Annotated in this window: 12 protein-coding genes; 4 read left to right on the forward strand and 8 right to left on the reverse strand. The window is 72.0% G+C overall.

Going from position 1 to position 15,248, the window contains the following annotated elements:
* Nucleotides 1-15: 15 nt before the first annotated feature.
* Nucleotides 16-1,206 (reverse strand): ROK family transcriptional regulator, encoded by a 1,191-nt coding sequence (locus tag IE134_RS17685; protein WP_189431017.1) that lies wholly within the window; start codon nucleotides 1,204-1,206, stop codon nucleotides 16-18.
* Between the two features lie 176 nt (nucleotides 1,207-1,382).
* Between IE134_RS17685 and IE134_RS17690 the strand changes: the two genes are divergently transcribed.
* Nucleotides 1,383-2,612: an MFS transporter gene (locus IE134_RS17690; protein WP_189431020.1), complete on the forward strand. Its 1,230-nt coding sequence runs from the start codon at nucleotides 1,383-1,385 to the stop codon at nucleotides 2,610-2,612.
* A 249-nt stretch (nucleotides 2,613-2,861) separates the two neighbouring features.
* Nucleotides 2,862-4,253, forward strand: a complete 1,392-nt coding sequence (locus tag IE134_RS17695; protein ID WP_098017006.1) for a uracil-xanthine permease family protein — start codon at nucleotides 2,862-2,864, stop codon at nucleotides 4,251-4,253.
* 38 nt (nucleotides 4,254-4,291) lie between these two features.
* On the opposite strand, the gene IE134_RS17700 is transcribed toward IE134_RS17695, so the two are convergent.
* Nucleotides 4,292-5,494, reverse strand: a complete 1,203-nt coding sequence (locus IE134_RS17700; protein ID WP_189431023.1) for a glycoside hydrolase family 6 protein — start codon at nucleotides 5,492-5,494, stop codon at nucleotides 4,292-4,294.
* 97 nt (nucleotides 5,495-5,591) lie between these two features.
* Here IE134_RS17700 and IE134_RS17705 point away from each other — a divergent pair, with 97 nt between their 5' ends.
* Nucleotides 5,592-6,302 carry a DUF5995 family protein gene (locus IE134_RS17705; protein ID WP_189431026.1) on the forward strand — a complete coding sequence of 237 codons (711 nt, stop codon included), beginning with the start codon at nucleotides 5,592-5,594 and terminating at the stop codon, nucleotides 6,300-6,302.
* A 25-nt stretch (nucleotides 6,303-6,327) separates the two neighbouring features.
* Here the strand turns inward: IE134_RS17705 and IE134_RS17710 are convergent, their stop codons facing one another.
* From IE134_RS17710 to IE134_RS17730, 5 genes are all read right to left on the reverse strand, one after another.
* Complete coding sequence (locus IE134_RS17710) at nucleotides 6,328-8,022, reverse strand: flavin monoamine oxidase family protein (RefSeq protein WP_098017009.1); 1,695 nt, start codon at nucleotides 8,020-8,022, stop codon at nucleotides 6,328-6,330.
* A gap of 48 nt (nucleotides 8,023-8,070) precedes the next feature.
* Complete coding sequence (locus IE134_RS17715) at nucleotides 8,071-8,868, reverse strand: carbon-nitrogen hydrolase family protein (protein ID WP_098017010.1); 798 nt, start codon at nucleotides 8,866-8,868, stop codon at nucleotides 8,071-8,073.
* Between the two features lie 184 nt (nucleotides 8,869-9,052).
* Entirely contained in the window at nucleotides 9,053-9,511 is a 459-nt protein-coding gene (locus tag IE134_RS17720) for an Lrp/AsnC family transcriptional regulator (protein ID WP_003970382.1), read from the reverse strand.
* 115 nt (nucleotides 9,512-9,626) lie between these two features.
* On the reverse strand, nucleotides 9,627-11,084 hold the full coding sequence (locus tag IE134_RS17725; protein WP_030712661.1) for an aldehyde dehydrogenase family protein: 1,458 nt from the start codon (nucleotides 11,082-11,084) through the stop codon (nucleotides 9,627-9,629).
* A 165-nt stretch (nucleotides 11,085-11,249) separates the two neighbouring features.
* Nucleotides 11,250-12,716, reverse strand: coding sequence for a GuaB1 family IMP dehydrogenase-related protein (locus tag IE134_RS17730; RefSeq protein WP_030712655.1), 1,467 nt, complete (start codon nucleotides 12,714-12,716; stop codon nucleotides 11,250-11,252).
* A gap of 297 nt (nucleotides 12,717-13,013) precedes the next feature.
* Between IE134_RS17730 and IE134_RS17735 the strand changes: the two genes are divergently transcribed.
* Complete coding sequence (locus IE134_RS17735; protein ID WP_030712652.1) at nucleotides 13,014-14,090, forward strand: terpene synthase family protein; 1,077 nt, start codon at nucleotides 13,014-13,016, stop codon at nucleotides 14,088-14,090.
* Nucleotides 14,091-14,149: 59 nt separating this feature from the next.
* On the opposite strand, the gene IE134_RS17740 is transcribed toward IE134_RS17735, so the two are convergent.
* Nucleotides 14,150-15,145 carry a sugar-binding transcriptional regulator gene (locus IE134_RS17740; RefSeq protein ID WP_030712649.1) on the reverse strand — a complete coding sequence of 332 codons (996 nt, stop codon included), beginning with the start codon at nucleotides 15,143-15,145 and terminating at the stop codon, nucleotides 14,150-14,152.
* Between the last annotated feature and the right edge of the window lie 103 nt (nucleotides 15,146-15,248).

A 15,248-nucleotide genomic window follows, 5' to 3' on the forward strand; every position in this document is an offset into this window, starting at 1 on the left:
CCGAGTTCCTGGGCGTCAGCCCTCCGGGGCGAACAGCGCGTCCTGCGCCGCGTCCCGGGCGGTGAGCAGCGCACCGCGCAGCACGGCCCCGTCGCCCAGCGAACCGGCGCGGACCTCGGTGCGCAGCGGCGACATCGTGGCCAGCCGCTCCTCGACCCGGGCGGCGAGGGCGGCCCCGCCCGCATGGCCGACGGCACCCGCGAGCAGTACACAGCCGGGGTCGAGCACCGAGACGACGGCGGCGGACCCGAGGGCGAGGCGGTCGGCGACCTCCTTCAGGAAGGGCTCGCCCGCCTCCCCCGCCTCCAGAGCGGCCCGCACGGCGTCCACGGCGGCCGCCTCCTCCTGGCCCTCGGTCACGGTCCCGCGGTCCACGAGTCCGTGCGCGGCGGCGAGTTCGCACAGCGCGCCGGAGCCGGCCAGGGAGTGGAATCCGCCCTCGCAGTTGACCGCCGAGGGCAGCCCGCTCACCCCGGGGACCGGAAGGAAGCCGATCTCCCCCGCGCCGCCGGACGCCCCCTGACGCAGCTTGCCGTCCAGCATCACGGCGGCCCCGATCCCTTGGCCGAGCCAGAGCAGGACGAAGGTCTCCCGGTCGTGGGCGGCGCCCTCCCGGTGCTCCGCGACGGCCGCGAGGTTGGTCTCGTTCTCCACCAGGACGGTGGCCGGGAGCCGTCGCTGGAGTTCCCGGACCAGGCCCCGGTGCCAGGCGGGCAGGCCGGAGCTGTCGCGGAGTTCGCCGGTGGCCGGGTCGATCAGGCCCGGGGCACCGATGCCGACGCTGTGCAGGGGAACGGACCCGGCCGCGCGGGCGGTGCGCTCCAGGAGGCCGGCGGCCCGCTCAACGGCCGGTCCGGTGCCGGTGTCGCTGCCGATGGGCAGCGAGTCCTCGGCGAGCGTCGCCCCCAGCAGATCGGTGACGACCACGCTGACGCTGCCGAGGCGCACGTCGAGGGCGGCGAGATGGGCCCGGTCGGCGACGATCCCGTACAGCTTGGCGTTGGGGCCGCGGCGGACGGCTCCGGACTCGCCGACGACCTCGATCAGACCGGCGCCGCGGAGCCGTTCGACGAGGTCGGCGACGGTGGGCCGGGAGAGTCCGGTCAGCGTCTTGAGCTGGGTGGCCGTCAGCGGGCCGTCCTGCTGGAGCAGCCGCAGGGCGAGCCGGTCGTTGATGGCCCGAGCCGTGCTCGGAGATGCGGGCATACCGGGATCCTTCCAGATGGCCGCCCCGCCGCTTTCCGGCCGCTTCCGGGCCGATGAGAAACGACTATTTATCAGGCAGGGTTCCTGATAGTTTACGCCACGCATCGTCGCGCGGAAGCGCCGGATGCGCCGGAACGGCCGGCGTCCGAGGATTCCCAGGGGAGGGGCTCGACGGCATGACGAAGGACTCGACCGTCACGGTCTACAGCACACAGCAGGTGAAACGGGCGCGGATCGCCGTCGCCGCGGTCTTCACCGTCCACGGGGCGGTGACCGGCAGCTTCGCGACCCGGGTGCCGTGGATCCAGGACCACGCCGGGGTGAGCGCGGGTCAGCTCGGCCTGGCGCTGGCCTTCCCGGCGATCGGCGCGTCGATCGCGATGCCGCTGGCGGGCCGGATCAGCCACCGCTTCGGCGCCCGGACCGCGCTGCGGGGGTTGCTGGCACTGTGGACGCTGGCGCTGATCCTGCCCGCGCTGGCACCGAACCTGCTCACCCTCTGCGCCGCGCTGTTCGTCTACGGGGCGACGGCGGGGATGTCCGACGTGGCCATGAACGCGCTGGGCGTCGAGGTGGAGAACCGTCTCGACAAGTCGATCATGTCGGGGCTGCACGGCATGTGGAGCGTGGGCGCGCTGGTCGGCTCGGCGGCGGGCACGGTCGCGGCCCACACCGCGACCGACGCCCGGACGCACCATCTCGTCGCGGCCCTGGTACTCACGGCGCTGGGCCTGATCGCCTGCCGGGACGTCCTCGACATCCAGAGCAGCCCGGACGAGGAGCCTCCGCCGCGGTTCACGCTGCCGCCGAAGTCGGCGCTGATCATCGGGGCGGTCGGGTTCTGCGCGGTGTTCGCCGAGGGGGCCAGCCTGGACTGGTCGGCGGTCTACCTGCGGGACGTCCTGGACAGTTCGGACGGTCTCGCGGCCGCGTCCACCACGGCGTTCGCCCTGATGATGGCGGTGGCCAGGATCGCAGGGGACCGGATCGTCGACCGGTTCGGCGCGGTCCGCACGGTGCGGACCGGCGGAGTGATGGCCACCGCGGGCGGGCTGCTGGTCGTGTTCTCGCCCTCCCCCGCGGCCGCGATGTGCGGCTTCGGGCTGCTGGGCCTCGGCGTGGCGGTCGTGGTCCCGCTGGCCTTCGCCGCGGCGGGGCGCAGCGGGCCGAACCCGAGCCAGGCCATCGCGGGCGTCGCCACCATCACGTACACCTCCGGTCTGATCGCCCCCTCGGCGATCGGCTCGCTGGCCGAGGCGACCTCGCTGGTGGTGTCGTTCGGCGTGGTGACGGTGCTGGCCTTCGGACTGGTGCTGGGCGCGGGGGTGCTCCGGTCGGCCGACCGGAAGGTCACCGGCTCGGCGGTCGGCGAGAGTACGACGACGAAGAGCGCGGCCGGAAGCTGACGCGGAGCCGCGCGACTGCACGGGAGCTGACGCGGGGCGGGACGGAAGCGGCATACGCGACGGGAACGGCGTACGCGACGAGGAGACCGCTCACGTACGGGCCTGACTCGGCGGCACGCGCGGTGGGTGACCTCCGCGCGGCCGCCACCGGGCGCACCATTACCATGGCGCTGATCTTTTCCGCAGGTGAACACCGAACCCCGGCTCGCAGACCGGTCGGCACACCGAGCAGACCTTCAGGGAGCAACCATGAGCCTCGGCGTGCGCTGGACCTTGCACGGCGACGGGAAGACCCCCGCGCCCGGGGCGGTGGTCCGCCCCGACGAACGGCTCACCTGGCCCCGTACGTTCGGGCTCGGCGCCCAGCACGTCGTCGCGATGTTCGGAGCGTCGTTCGTCGCCCCGGTCCTGATGGGCCTGGACCCGAACCTCGCGATCATGATGTCCGGTGTCGCGACCGCGATCTTCCTGCTGGCGACCAAGGGCCGGGTGCCCAGCTATCTGGGCTGCTCGCTCTCCTTCGTCGGCGTCGCGGCCACGATCCGGGCGAGCGGCGGGGACAGCGCGACCGTGACGGGCGCGGTGCTGGTGGTCGGCGCGGCCCTGTTCCTGGTGGGTCTGGCCGTGCAGCGGTTCGGTGCGCGGATCATCCACGCGGCGATGCCGCCGGTGGTGACGGGCGCGGTCGTGATGCTGATCGGCTTCAACCTGGCGCCGGTGACCGCCTCGACGTACTGGCCGCAGGACCAGTGGACGGCGCTGGCGGTGATGCTGTTCACCGGCCTCGCCGTGGTGTGCCTGCGCGGCTTCCTCTCCCGGATCGCGATCTTCCTGGGGCTGGTCTTCGGGTACGTGCTGTCCTGGGTGCTGGACCTGGTCTTCGGGAAGATCCACTCCCCGGCCGGCGGGGCGGAGGCCGTCGACCACTGGCGCCTGGACCTCTCGGCCGTCGGCCAGGCCGACTGGATCGGGCTGCCGTCCTTCCACGCGCCCGCCTTCGAGTGGTCGGCGATCCTGGTGGCGCTGCCCGTGGTGATCGCGCTGGTCGCGGAGAACGCCGGGCACGTCAAGGCCGTCGGCGAGATGACCGGCGACCCGCTGGACGACAAGCTCGGCACCGCCATCGCGGCGGACGGCGCGGCCTCCATGCTCTCCACCGCCGTGGGCGGGCCGCCCAACACCACGTACTCCGAGAACATCGGCGTGATGGCCGCCACCCGCGTCTACTCCACGGCCGCCTACTGGGCCGCCGCCTGCTTCGCCCTGCTCTTCGGCCTGTGCCCCAAGTTCGGCGCGGTCGTCGCCGCGATCCCGGGCGGGGTGCTCGGCGGGATCACCGTGATCCTGTACGGGATGATCGGCCTGCTCGGCGCGCAGATCTGGCTCAACGGCCGGGTGGACCTGCGCAATCCGCTCAACCTCGTGCCGGCCGCCGCGGGCATCATCATCGGCGTCGGCGGGGTCAGCCTGAAGATCACCGACAACTTCGAGCTCAGCGGCATCGCGCTCGGCACGCTCGTCGTGATCACCGGCTACCACGTGCTGCGGGCCTTCGCCCCGGCCCACCTCAAGACCGAGGAACCACTGCTGGACGCCGGGACGTCGGCGTACGACGAGAAGCCGGGGCCCGAGAAGGGCTGAGGCGGGCCTGGCGGCCCGGGATCAGGCCGTACGGAGGCTCACCCGGTCGCCAGGGCATAGGCGTACTCCGGCGTGAAGGAACCCGCCGCGCCCGAGCAGCCGTCCGACTCCCCCGGCAGCTTCACCCACAGGTACGCGTCGATCCGGGACTCACCGGTGCGCGTCGTCGGGGGCTGCCCCAGCGCCCGGCCCGCCGGGTCGCACCACTTACCGGCGGCGGGCGCGCCGTTGCCGTTGCGGCTGGTGTCGACCACCGCGCCGAGGCCGGCCGGGCCGCCGAGTGCGGCGAGGACCCGGCGGGCGTAGGCGGTCTCGTCCGCGGTGCGGTGGAAGTTGGCCACGTTGGTGAAGATGCCGTCGCCGTTGGTGGCCGCTCCGGCGGCCCGCAGCGCGGCGGCCTGTTTCGCGGGGGTGTGCCAGCCCGAGTGGCCGCCGTCGAAGTAGACCCGGGCCCGCGGGTTGGCGGTGCGCAGGGTGCGGCCGGCGCGGGCCAGTGAGGCGAAGCGGGCGGCGCGTTCGGGGGCGGTGAGGCAGTCGGAGAGGGCGATGGCGTCCGGTTCCAGGATCACGATCGCCGCCCCCGCGCCGAGCCCCTGGGCGAACTCCCGTATCCACGCGTCGTACGCCGCGAGGTCCGGGGCGCCGCCCCGGGACGCGCCGCCGCAGTCCCGGTCGGGTATCGCGTACGGGACGAGCACCGGGGTCCTGCCCGCGGCGGCCGCGCCCCGGGTGACCGCACGGACCTGCCCGGCTATCTCGACGGGGTTGTGGGCGGCGAACCAGACGGCGGCGGGCCGCTCCGCGATCCGGGACTCGATGACCGGGCGGCGCGGGTCGTCGGGGTTCGCCCGCACCCAGTCCAGGACCTGGGAGTGCGGGTGCCGGAAGAGGCGGTTACGGGGCGCGGGTGCGGGCCCCGTGGGCCGGGCGGGCGGGGGCGTGGGGGCGGCGCTCGGGTGGGCCGTGGTGCGGGAGGGGGACGGGGCCGGAGCGGGGCGCGCGGAGGAGGCGGACGGGGCGGGGGCCGTGGGCGTGGGGACGGCGGGGAGCGGCTGGAGGACCGGCGGGGGCGTGGGTTCGGGGCGGGCCGTGTCACGCCCGTCCTGGTGGCCCGCGTCGATCAGCCCGGCCGTCGCGCCGATCGCCACGACCGCCGAGGCGACGGCGAGCAGGGCGTGGCGGCGGGCCGCGCGGCGGCGTTCACGGTGAGCGGTGCGGCGTCGTACGCGGGTGCCCGGCACTCCTCGATCCCCTTTTCCGGCACCGCTGTTCGTCCGTTCCGATGAATAGTCGGGCCGGTCGGTGCCGTGGCGAGCCTAGGGCTGGGACGCTCCGCGCATGACGCAGATCGAGCAGTCCGCAGTACCGGCCCTAGGCGGCGGCCCGCCGACGGGCGGCTCCCCGGTGATCGAACGTATGCGGCAATTGCGTTCCCGGTGGCCGTCCGGGGAGGGGGTGGCGGTCTTCAACGCCGCCTATCTGGAGGTCGTCGAGCGGGTGGCCCCGGACCTTGGGAGGGGCAGACCCGACGACCGGAAAGCCGCCGCCCTGCTGGGCGTACGGTGCGCCGAGCGCTATCTGTCGGCCGCCGAGACGGCCACGGCGGGCGGGCGGCCGCCGGAGTGCTGGCGCCCGCTGCTCCCCTGCCGCCGCCATCCCGGCGTACGTCCGCTGCAGTTCGCCCTCAGCGGTCTCCAGGCGCACGTGGGCCACGATCTTGTCCTGGCGGTGGTGGACACCTGTCGTACGCTCGACTGCGAACCACCGGACCTGGAAGGGGAGTTCGAGCGCGTGGGCGAACTCCTCGCCGTGCTGGAGGAGCGGATCCACGACGAACTGATGCCGGGTCCCGAGCTGTTGGAGATCGCGGATCCGCTGACCCATCTGGTGAGTTCCTGGAGCCTGGAGCGGGCCCGCGAGGCGGCCTGGTCGGCGGCCCGGACGCTCTGGCGGCTGCGCGGATTCCCCGCGCCGGCCGAGGAGTTCCGGCAGCGTACCGACGCGGGCGCGGGCTTGGTGGGGCGGCTTCTGCTCACCCCGTGCCGCTGACGCCCGCGCCGGTACGGCCCCGGACTCAGTCCTCCGGAAGCTCCACCGGCGCGATCTCGTCGAAGACGTCGCCAGGGCCGGGGTTGGTCGCGTCCGTCGCCCCGCCGAACTGGTGCATGACGCCCCACACGGCGTTCAGCGCGGTCTGCACGGCGCCCTCGGCCCAGCCGGCCGTCCAGGAGATGTCGTCCCCGGCGAGGAAGATGCCCCGCTTGTCCTCCGGCAGCCGGTCCTGCATGAAGTGGGTGAACAGCCGCCGCTGGTAGCGGTAGTGGCCGGGCAGGTTGGCCTTGAACGCGCCCATGAACCAGGGCTCGTTCTCCCAGGAGACGGTGACCGGGTTGCCGATGATGTGGCTGCGGATGTCGACGTTCGGGTAGATCTCGCCGAGCGACTTGAGCATGACCTCCATGCGCTCCTTCGGGGAGAGCGGCAGCCACTTCAGGCTGTCGTCACACCACGTGTAGGAGAGGCAGATGACGGCGGGCCTGTCCGGCCCTTCGTCCAGGAGGTACGTCCCCCGGGTCATCCGGTCGGTGAGCGTCATCGACATGGTGTCGCGGCCGGTGGTCTCTTCCTTGTCCAGCCAGAACGGCCGGTCGACCGGCACGAACAGCTTGGACGACTCCATGTAGTGGGTGCGCTCCATCGCCGTCCAGTGGTCGATCGGGAAGAGCGCGTCATCGCAGGCGATCTTGGAGAGCAGCAGCCAGGACTGGCCGGTGAAGACCGCGGCCCGGAAGGTGCGGATGTCGCCGGTGGCGTCGGTGACCGTGATGCGGTTGCCCGCCGTACGGGTCAGCCGGGTCACGGCGCCGCGCGGCTCGCCGCCGTGCAGGGAGGAGAGCGAGGTGCCGAGCGGCCAGTGGACGATCTTCTGCGGCTCGCGGTCCCACAGGCGCAGCGGAAGCTGCTGGCTGCCGCCGACGATGCCGCGGTGGTGGTCGTCGGCCTCGGTGTAGACGACGCGCAGGATCTCCAGGATGGAGTTGGGGAAGTCGGTGTCCCAGCCGCCGGTGCCGAAGCCGACCTGGCCGAAGATCTCGCGGTGCCGGAAGGACTTGAAGGCCTCGGACTCGCAGAGGAAGCCGTAGAAGGTCTGGTTGTCGAGCCGCTCGACGAGCTGCGACCAGATCTCCCGGATGCGCGGAACGTCGCGCTCGCGCAGCGCCCGGTTCATGTCGGAGAAGTCGGCGCCCTCCTCCAGACAGGCGTTCCAGGCCTCGGCGACATCGCGGTAGACCTGCGGCAGGTCGTCGATGGTCTCGGCGTAGTGCGACTCGCCCTTGAGGTCCACGACGGTCGAGGGCGTGGCCGGGGAGAGCGGGTTGGGGAAGGGCCGCGTCTCCAGGCCCACCAGGTCGATGTAGTGCTGGAGCGCCGTGGAGGAGGGCGGGAAGCGCATCGCGCCCATCTCGGCGGTGAGGTCTCCGTCGCAGCCGTCGAAGCCGACAGTGCGCAGCCGGCCGCCGATCTGGTCGGCCTCGTAGACCACGGGCTTGAGGCCCATCTTCATCAGCTCGTACGCGGCGATGACGCCCGAGAGCCCGCCGCCGATGACGGCGACCTCCTGACCGTGCTCGGTCGCCGGTATCTGCCCGAGGCCCGCCGGGTGGGCGAGGAAGTCGTCGTACGCGTAGGGGAAGTCCGGCCCGAACATGGTGATCGGCGGGGCGGCCGCGTCGGTGTGCTGGACGGCGTTGGGCACCGTGGACGTCATGGGGTACGGACTCCTTGCGCGGTACGGAAGTTCGGGGAGGGGACGGGCTCAGGCGAGGGAGCCGTAGAGGCCGGGGCGGCGGTCTGCCAGATACGGGTTGGCGGCGCGCGATGCGGCCAGGAACTCCGGGTCCACCTCGCCGATCACGAGTTCCTCGCCGCGTCCGGCGCGGGTGCGCACCACCCCGTCGGGGCCGGCCAGGCAGCTGAGCCCGACGAACTCGAACTCCCCTTCCGGCCCGGTGCGGTTGACGTACGCCACGTACATCTGGTTCTCGAAGGCCCGTACGGGGACGACGGATTCGGCGACGAACTGGAAGGGGTGCATCTGCGCGGTGGGCACCAGCAGCAGATCGGTGCCGGCCAGGGCGTGCGCCCGGACGTTCTCCGGGAACTCGACGTCGTAGCAGATCAGCAGGCCGATGCGGATGCCGTCGAGGTCGGCCTGGACGACGGTCTGCTCACCGGGGGTGAACCACTCCTGCTCGAAGCAGCCGAACAGGTGGGTCTTGCGGTAGTTCGCGAGCCGGACGCCGTCGGCGCCGATGAGCTGGGAGGCGTTGAAGATCCGCTCCCCGTCGCGCTCGGGGTAGCCGTAGAGGACGGCGAGGCCGTGGCGTACGGCGATCTCGGCGATCGCCGCCGAGCCGGGTCCGTCGGCGGGCTCGGCCAGCTCGGGCACGGCGTCGCCGATGGCGTATCCGGTGAGGAACAGCTCGGGCGCCACCAGCAGCCGGGCTCCCGCGTCGGCGGCCCGGGCGGCGGCCTCGTCGAGCGCCTTCAGGTTCTCGGCGACGACGCCGGGCCGTCCGGAGCTCTGGAGCAGGGCGGTACGCAACGACGGCATGGCTGACCTCGGGCGGTGCGGGCGGGGTGGGGAGACGTATCGAAGGTACGTGGCACGGATCGGCCCGGACAAGGCGCGAGTGTTGCGCGTCGACCGTTGATTCGTTGCGCGGGAAGGGCCGAAGGCGGCGAATCGTTGCGTCGGGCATCACCGCAGGTCAGCGGGGTGATGTGCGCCACCCGTTTCAGGCCGGCGGGGCCTCCGCGGAGTACCGGCGCAGCAGTGGCGAGAGCACCAGCACCGACTTCGTACGTTCCACGTACGGCTCCCCCGCGATGCGCTCCAGGACCTGTTCGAAGTGGCGCATGTCGGCGGCGAAGACCTGCACCACCGCGTCCGCCTCGCCGGTCACCGTGGAGGCCGAGGCGATCTCCGGGTAGCGGGCGAGGCCCTGCTTGATGGCGTCCGGGGAGGTGTTGCGGCTGCAGTAGATCTCGATGAACCCCTCGGTCTCCCAGCCGAGCGCCGCCGGGTCGACCCGCACGGTGAAGCCGGTGATCGCGCCCTCGGCGCGCAGCCGGTCGACGCGGCGTTTCACGGCGGGGGCGGAGAGGCCGACGATGGCGCCGATGTCGGCGTAGGAGCGCCGGGCGTCTTCGGCGAGGGCGTGGACGATGCGTTCGTCGAGGTCGTTCAGGCGCACGTCGGGCGGTTCACTTCTCTGCGGTGGGTCGGCTTGCGGGAGGCGGTGTGTGCCGCCTCCCGCAGTAGACCACGGGTCGCCGCTCCGAGCCCGCCCGGAGCGGCGGAGCAGGCCGTCAGAAGGGGAACTGCGAGCGGCCGTGCTGGATGGAGATCCACTTCTGGGTGGTGAACGCCTCGATCATCGAGTCGCCGTTCAGCCGGCCGAGACCGGAGCTCTTCTCGCCGCCGAAGGGGACGATCGGCTCGTCGTGGACGGTGCCGTCGTTGATGTGGATCATGCCGGTGTGGATGCGCTGCCCGACCCGGACGCCGCGCTCGATGTTGCCGGTGTGGACGGCACCGCTGAGGCCGTACGGGGTGTCGTTGGCGATCCGGACGGCCTCGTCCTCGCCGTCGAAGGGGATCAGCAGGGCGACGGGCCCGAAGATCTCCTGGTGCAGGACGGGCGAGTCGGCGGCCAGGCCGGTCAGCACGGAGGGGCTGACCAGGTTGCCGTCGGCGCGGCCGTGCAGGAGGGCCGTCGCCCCGGCCGCCACGGTCTGGTCGACGAGCTTGGAGACGGACTCGGCCTGCGAGGAGTTGATCAGCGGGCCGATCTGGGTGGCCGGGTCGGCGGGGTCGCCGACGGTGAGGGACGCGACCTTGGCGACGAACTTCTCGGTGAACTCGGCCTCGACCGCGCGGTCGACCAGGATGCGGTTGGCGGCCATGCAGACCTGGCCCTGGTGGACGTACCGGCTGAAGACCGCCGCGTCGACGGCGTAGTCGACATCCGCGTCGTCGAGCACGATCAGGGCGCTGTTGCCGCCGAGTTCGAGGACGGCGCGCTTGAGGTTCTGGGCGCAGACGGTGGCGACGTGGCGGCCGACCTTGTCCGAGCCGGTGAAGGAGATGACCTGCGGCACGGGGTGCTCCAGCAGGGTGTCGCCGATCTCCGCGATGTCGGTGATCACGACGTTCAGCAGCCCGGCGGGGAGCCCGGCGTCCTCGAAGACCTTGGCCAGCAGGGTGCCGCCACAGATCGGGGTGTTCTGGTGCGGCTTGAGGACGACGGCGTTGCCGAGGGCCAGCGCGGGCGCGACGGACTTCAGCGAGAGCAGGAAGGGGAAGTTGAACGGGCTGATCACCCCGACGACGCCGACGGGCACGCGGTAGACGCGGTTCTCCTTGCCCTCGGTCGGCGAGGGGAGGATCTGTCCGGCGGGCCGCAGCGCCAGCTGGATCGCCTCGCGGAGGAACTCCTTGGCCAGGTGCAGTTCGAAGGCGGCCTTCAGCCGGGTGCCGCCGAGCTCGGCGACGATCGCCTCGCCGATCTCCGGCTCGCGCTCCTCGACGATGCGCAGCGCCTTCTCCAGGACGGCCCGCCTGCTGTACGGGTTGGTGTCCGCCCATGCCTGCTGCGCGCGCTCGGCGGCCCGGTAGGCCTGGTCGACCTCGTCGGCGGTGGCGACCGGGATCGAGGCGAGCTTCTCCCCGTCGAACGGGTTGAAGTCGATGATGTCCCAGGACCCCTTCCCCGGCCTCCACTCGCCGTCGATGTACTGGTGGGCCAGGTCAGTGAAGAAGGACATGAGATCCCTTACCGCAGAGAGGCAGGCAGCTGATTGCGGTTCATATTACTGAGATCTCAACAGAGTTGAAGCGCTCACCCGGCCACTCGGGCAGGCCGGAAACGACGCCGCCCCCTCAGGCGTGAAACTGCCTGAGGGGGCGGGGTCGTTGGGGTGATCGGGGGATCAACTCCAGCTGGCGTGCAGGGGCTTGCCCTCGGCGTAACCGGCGGCGCTCTGGACGCCGACGACCGCCTTCTCGGCGAACTCCGCGAGCGAGCCGGCACCGGCGTAGGTGCAGGAGGAGCGGACACCCGCGATGATCGAGTCGATGAGGTCCTCGACGCCCGGGCGGGTCGGGTCGAGGAACATCCGCGAGGTGGAGATGCCCTCCTCGAAGAGCGCCTTGCGGGCGCGGTCGTAGGCGGACTCGTCCGAGGTGCGGTTCTTCACGGCGCGGGCCGAGGCCATCCCGAAGGACTCCTTGTAGAAGCGGCCGTCGGCGGACTGCTGGAGGTCGCCGGGCGACTCGTAGGTGCCCGCGAACCAGGAGCCGATCATCACGTTGGACGCGCCGGCGGCGAGCGCCATGGCGACGTCGCGCGGGTGCCGGACACCGCCGTCCGCCCAGACGTGCTTGCCGTGCTTCTTCGCCTCGGCGGCGCACTCCAGGACGGCGGAGAACTGCGGCCGGCCGACGCCGGTCATCATCCGGGTGGTGCACATGGCGCCGGGGCCGACGCCGACCTTGATGATGTCCGCGCCCGCCTCGATCAGGTCGCGCACGCCCTCGGCGGCGACGATGTTGCCCGCGACGATCGGCACCTGCGGGTCGAGGGCCCGTACGGCCTTCACCGCGCTGATCATGGATTCCTGGTGGCCGTGGGCGGTGTCCACGACGAGGACGTCGGCGCCCGCGTCCAGGAGCTGCTTGGCCTTGCCGGCCACGTCGCCGTTGATGCCGACGGCGGCCGCGATGCGCAGCTTGCCCTCGGCGTCGGTGGCGGGGCTGTAGAGCGTGGCGCGCAGGGCCGCCTTGCGGGTGAGGATGCCGACGAGGCGGCCGTCCGCGTCGACCGCGGGGGCGAGCTTGCGGTTGGCGCCGTCGAGCTTGTTGAACGCGTCGCGCGGGTCGATGTCCGCGTCCAGCAGCACGAGGTCCTTGGTCATGACCTCGGAGAGCTGGGTGAAGCGGTCGACGCCGCTGAGGTCGTGCTCGGTCACGACACCGACGGGGCGGCGGTCGGCGTCGACGACGACGCCCGCGCCGTGCGCCCGCTTGGGCAGCAGCGAGAGCGCGTCGGCAACAGTCTGGCCGGGGGCCAGCTCGATCGGGGTGTCGAGGACGAGGTGGCGCGTCTTGACCCAGGAGATGACGTCGGTGACGACCTCGATCGGGATGTCCTGGGGGATGACGACGAGGCCGCCGCGGCGGGCGACGGTTTCGGCCATCCGGCGGCCCGCGATGGCGGTCATGTTGGCGACCACGAGCGGAATGGTGGTACCGGTCCCGTCGGGCGACGAGAGGTCCACGCCCTGGCGGGAGCCGACCGCGGAGCGGCCCGGGACCATGAAGACGTCGTCGTACGTGAGGTCGTACGGGACCGCGGGGGACTCTGTGTAACGACCGGTGCCCGGCTCAAGAAAACGCATAACTCTCATTTTTTCATACGAAACCGCGCAGGTCGTTTCCCCGAAGACACAGCAAAAGACCCCCGCTTTCGTCTGATCCTCCGAAGAGGCGGCCGGGGGTCCCGGGCAAGTGAACCTGCCTTACCCACGGACTGTACCCGAACGGGATTCGAATCATTCGTGATCACCATCCCTGGACCGGGTGACAAGGGGTCAGGTAGCTTCAAAGCCGCAGGTCTCGGGGGTGTCGGAAGCGTCGATCCGGCTCGTCGGCAACCCTGGGCACACCGTATGACCGGAGAGGATCCCGATCCGCCTGTGGACAGCGAACTGCCGGACATCTACTGCCCGTTCCCGCAGCGGACCAACCCGCACGTGGGACACACCCGGGGGCATCTGGACGCCTGGACCAGACAGACGGGTCTGGTCCATCGCGAGTCCGCGAGGAACCGATTCGAACAAGCCGATTTCGGGGCGTTCGTCGGCATGGTCTACCCGACGGCCGACGAGGAACACCTCGATCTGGTGGCCGACTGGTTCGTCTGGCTCTTCCTGGTCGACGACCAGCTCGACGACGGCCACCTCGGCCGTTCACCCGACCGGGTGAGAAGCGTGGTCGAACGGATGCGCGCGGTCGTCGACGGCTCCGCCCCCGAGCCGCTGCCGGGGGAAGAGGTCCCCGCCGCCGTGACCGCCCTGGCCGATCTGTGGAAACGTACGACGCCGAACGCGGCCCCGCACTGGCGGACCCGGTTCGCCTGGCATCTGGTCACCTACCTCACGACCGCCACGACCTGGGAGGCGGGCAACCGCGCCGAGGACGTGGTGCCCTCGGAGGAGACGTACATCGCCAAGCGGCGGCACACCGGGGCCATCCACGTCTGCATGGACCTCATAGAGATCGTGGCGGGCATCGAGGCGCCGGAGTCGCTCCACAACGACCCCCGCTTCATCACCGCTCTGGAAGCCGCGTGCAACCACGTGTGCTGGGCGAACGACGTGTACTCCTTCGAGAAGGAGCAGGTGCTCGGCGAGATCCACAACCTCGTCCACCTGGTCCGCCACCACCGGGGCCTCGGGGAGCAGCAGGCGCTGGACCACGTCGCGGAGCGCCTCGCGATGGAGACCGAGCGGTTCCTGACCGCCGAGGACGAGCTGCTGGAGCTGTATCCGGAGCTGTCGGGGCTGCTGGTGCCCTACCTCGACGGGATGCGGAGCTGGATGCGCGGCAACCTGGACTGGTCGCGCCAGACGCCCCGCTACAACCCTGCGGACGTGGGGCAGTACGAGGAGCCCGAGGAGTATCTGGAGGAGACGGTGCTGGGCGTCCCGCCCGCGCGCACCGAGGCCGCCGCCCCCGCCCCGTGCGCGGCCAAGGCGCCCCCGGCCGGCTGAGGGACCGAGGGCCGTGCACCCTGCGGGGTGCACGGCCCTCGGCATGTCGTCCCTCGGTGTCACTCCCCGTCGGGGTCGGCCCGCTCCAGCGCCGGACGGACCCCCGCGGCGGACTCGGTGAGCAGGTAGTCGGCCGCTGCGGTGTCCGTGACCAGGCTGGTGACCAGGCCGGAGCGGAGCACCGCGCCGATCGCCGCCGCCTTGCGCTGGCCGCCCGCGATCGCGACCACCTCGGGGATCCGGCGCAGCCGGTCCGCCTCCACGGTGATGCAGCGCTCCCCCAGGTCGCGGCCGACCCGGCGGCCCTCGGCGTCGAAGAGGTGCGCGGACATCTCGGCGGCGACGCCGAGCGAGGCGTAGTGGGCGCGCTCCTCGTCCGAGAGCATGTCGTGGACCGTGGAGATGCCCGGCTCCCAGGAGCCGATGGAGACGGCGGCGACGGTGACCTTGTCGAAGTACTCGAAGGCGCGGGCGATGCCCGTCTGGTCGCGCAGCGCGGCGGCCGTCGCGGGGTCGGGCAGCAGCATCGGGGCGTAGATGGGGTGGGCCTCGCCGCCGGAGACCTGGGCGGCCCGGCGGACCGCCTCGACCGAGCCGCGCTCGGCGGTGCCCGCGTCGTACACCCCGGTCAGCTGGACGACCGTGCAGGGCGGCAGCCGGTCGAGAGCGGCCGCCATGTGGATGGTGGAGCGGCCCCAGGCCAGGCCGAGCACATCGCCCTCGGCCACCAGCTCGCCCAGGAGGTCGGCCGCGACCTCGCCCAGGTTCTCCGGGTCGGGGGCGTCCTCCTGCTCCTCGGCCGGGGATTCGACGACCACCGCGTGCCGCAGCCCGTAGCGGGCGCGCAGGGCGTCGGAGCGTTCGGCGTCCAGCTCGGCCGGGACTCGGATCTCGATGCGTACGAGATCGCGTTCGAGGGCGGTCTCCAGGACCCGGGCCACCTTGAAGCGGCTCACGCCGAACTCCTCGGCGATCTGGATCTTGGACTTGCCCTCCAGGTAGAACCGGCGGGCCATGGCCGCCGCCTGCACCAGCTCCGCGGGTCCCATCCGCATGGCTGACCGACCCGCCGAGATGCCAGACACCGCGATCTCCTCACTGCTGTTCACACGCCCGATACGCCGTTCATCCTGTCAGATCCGGCGATCCTTGATCGGC

The sequence above is a fragment of the Streptomyces rubiginosohelvolus genome, assembly GCF_014649875.1.
Classification (GTDB): Bacteria; Actinomycetota; Actinomycetes; order Streptomycetales; family Streptomycetaceae; genus Streptomyces; species Streptomyces rubiginosohelvolus.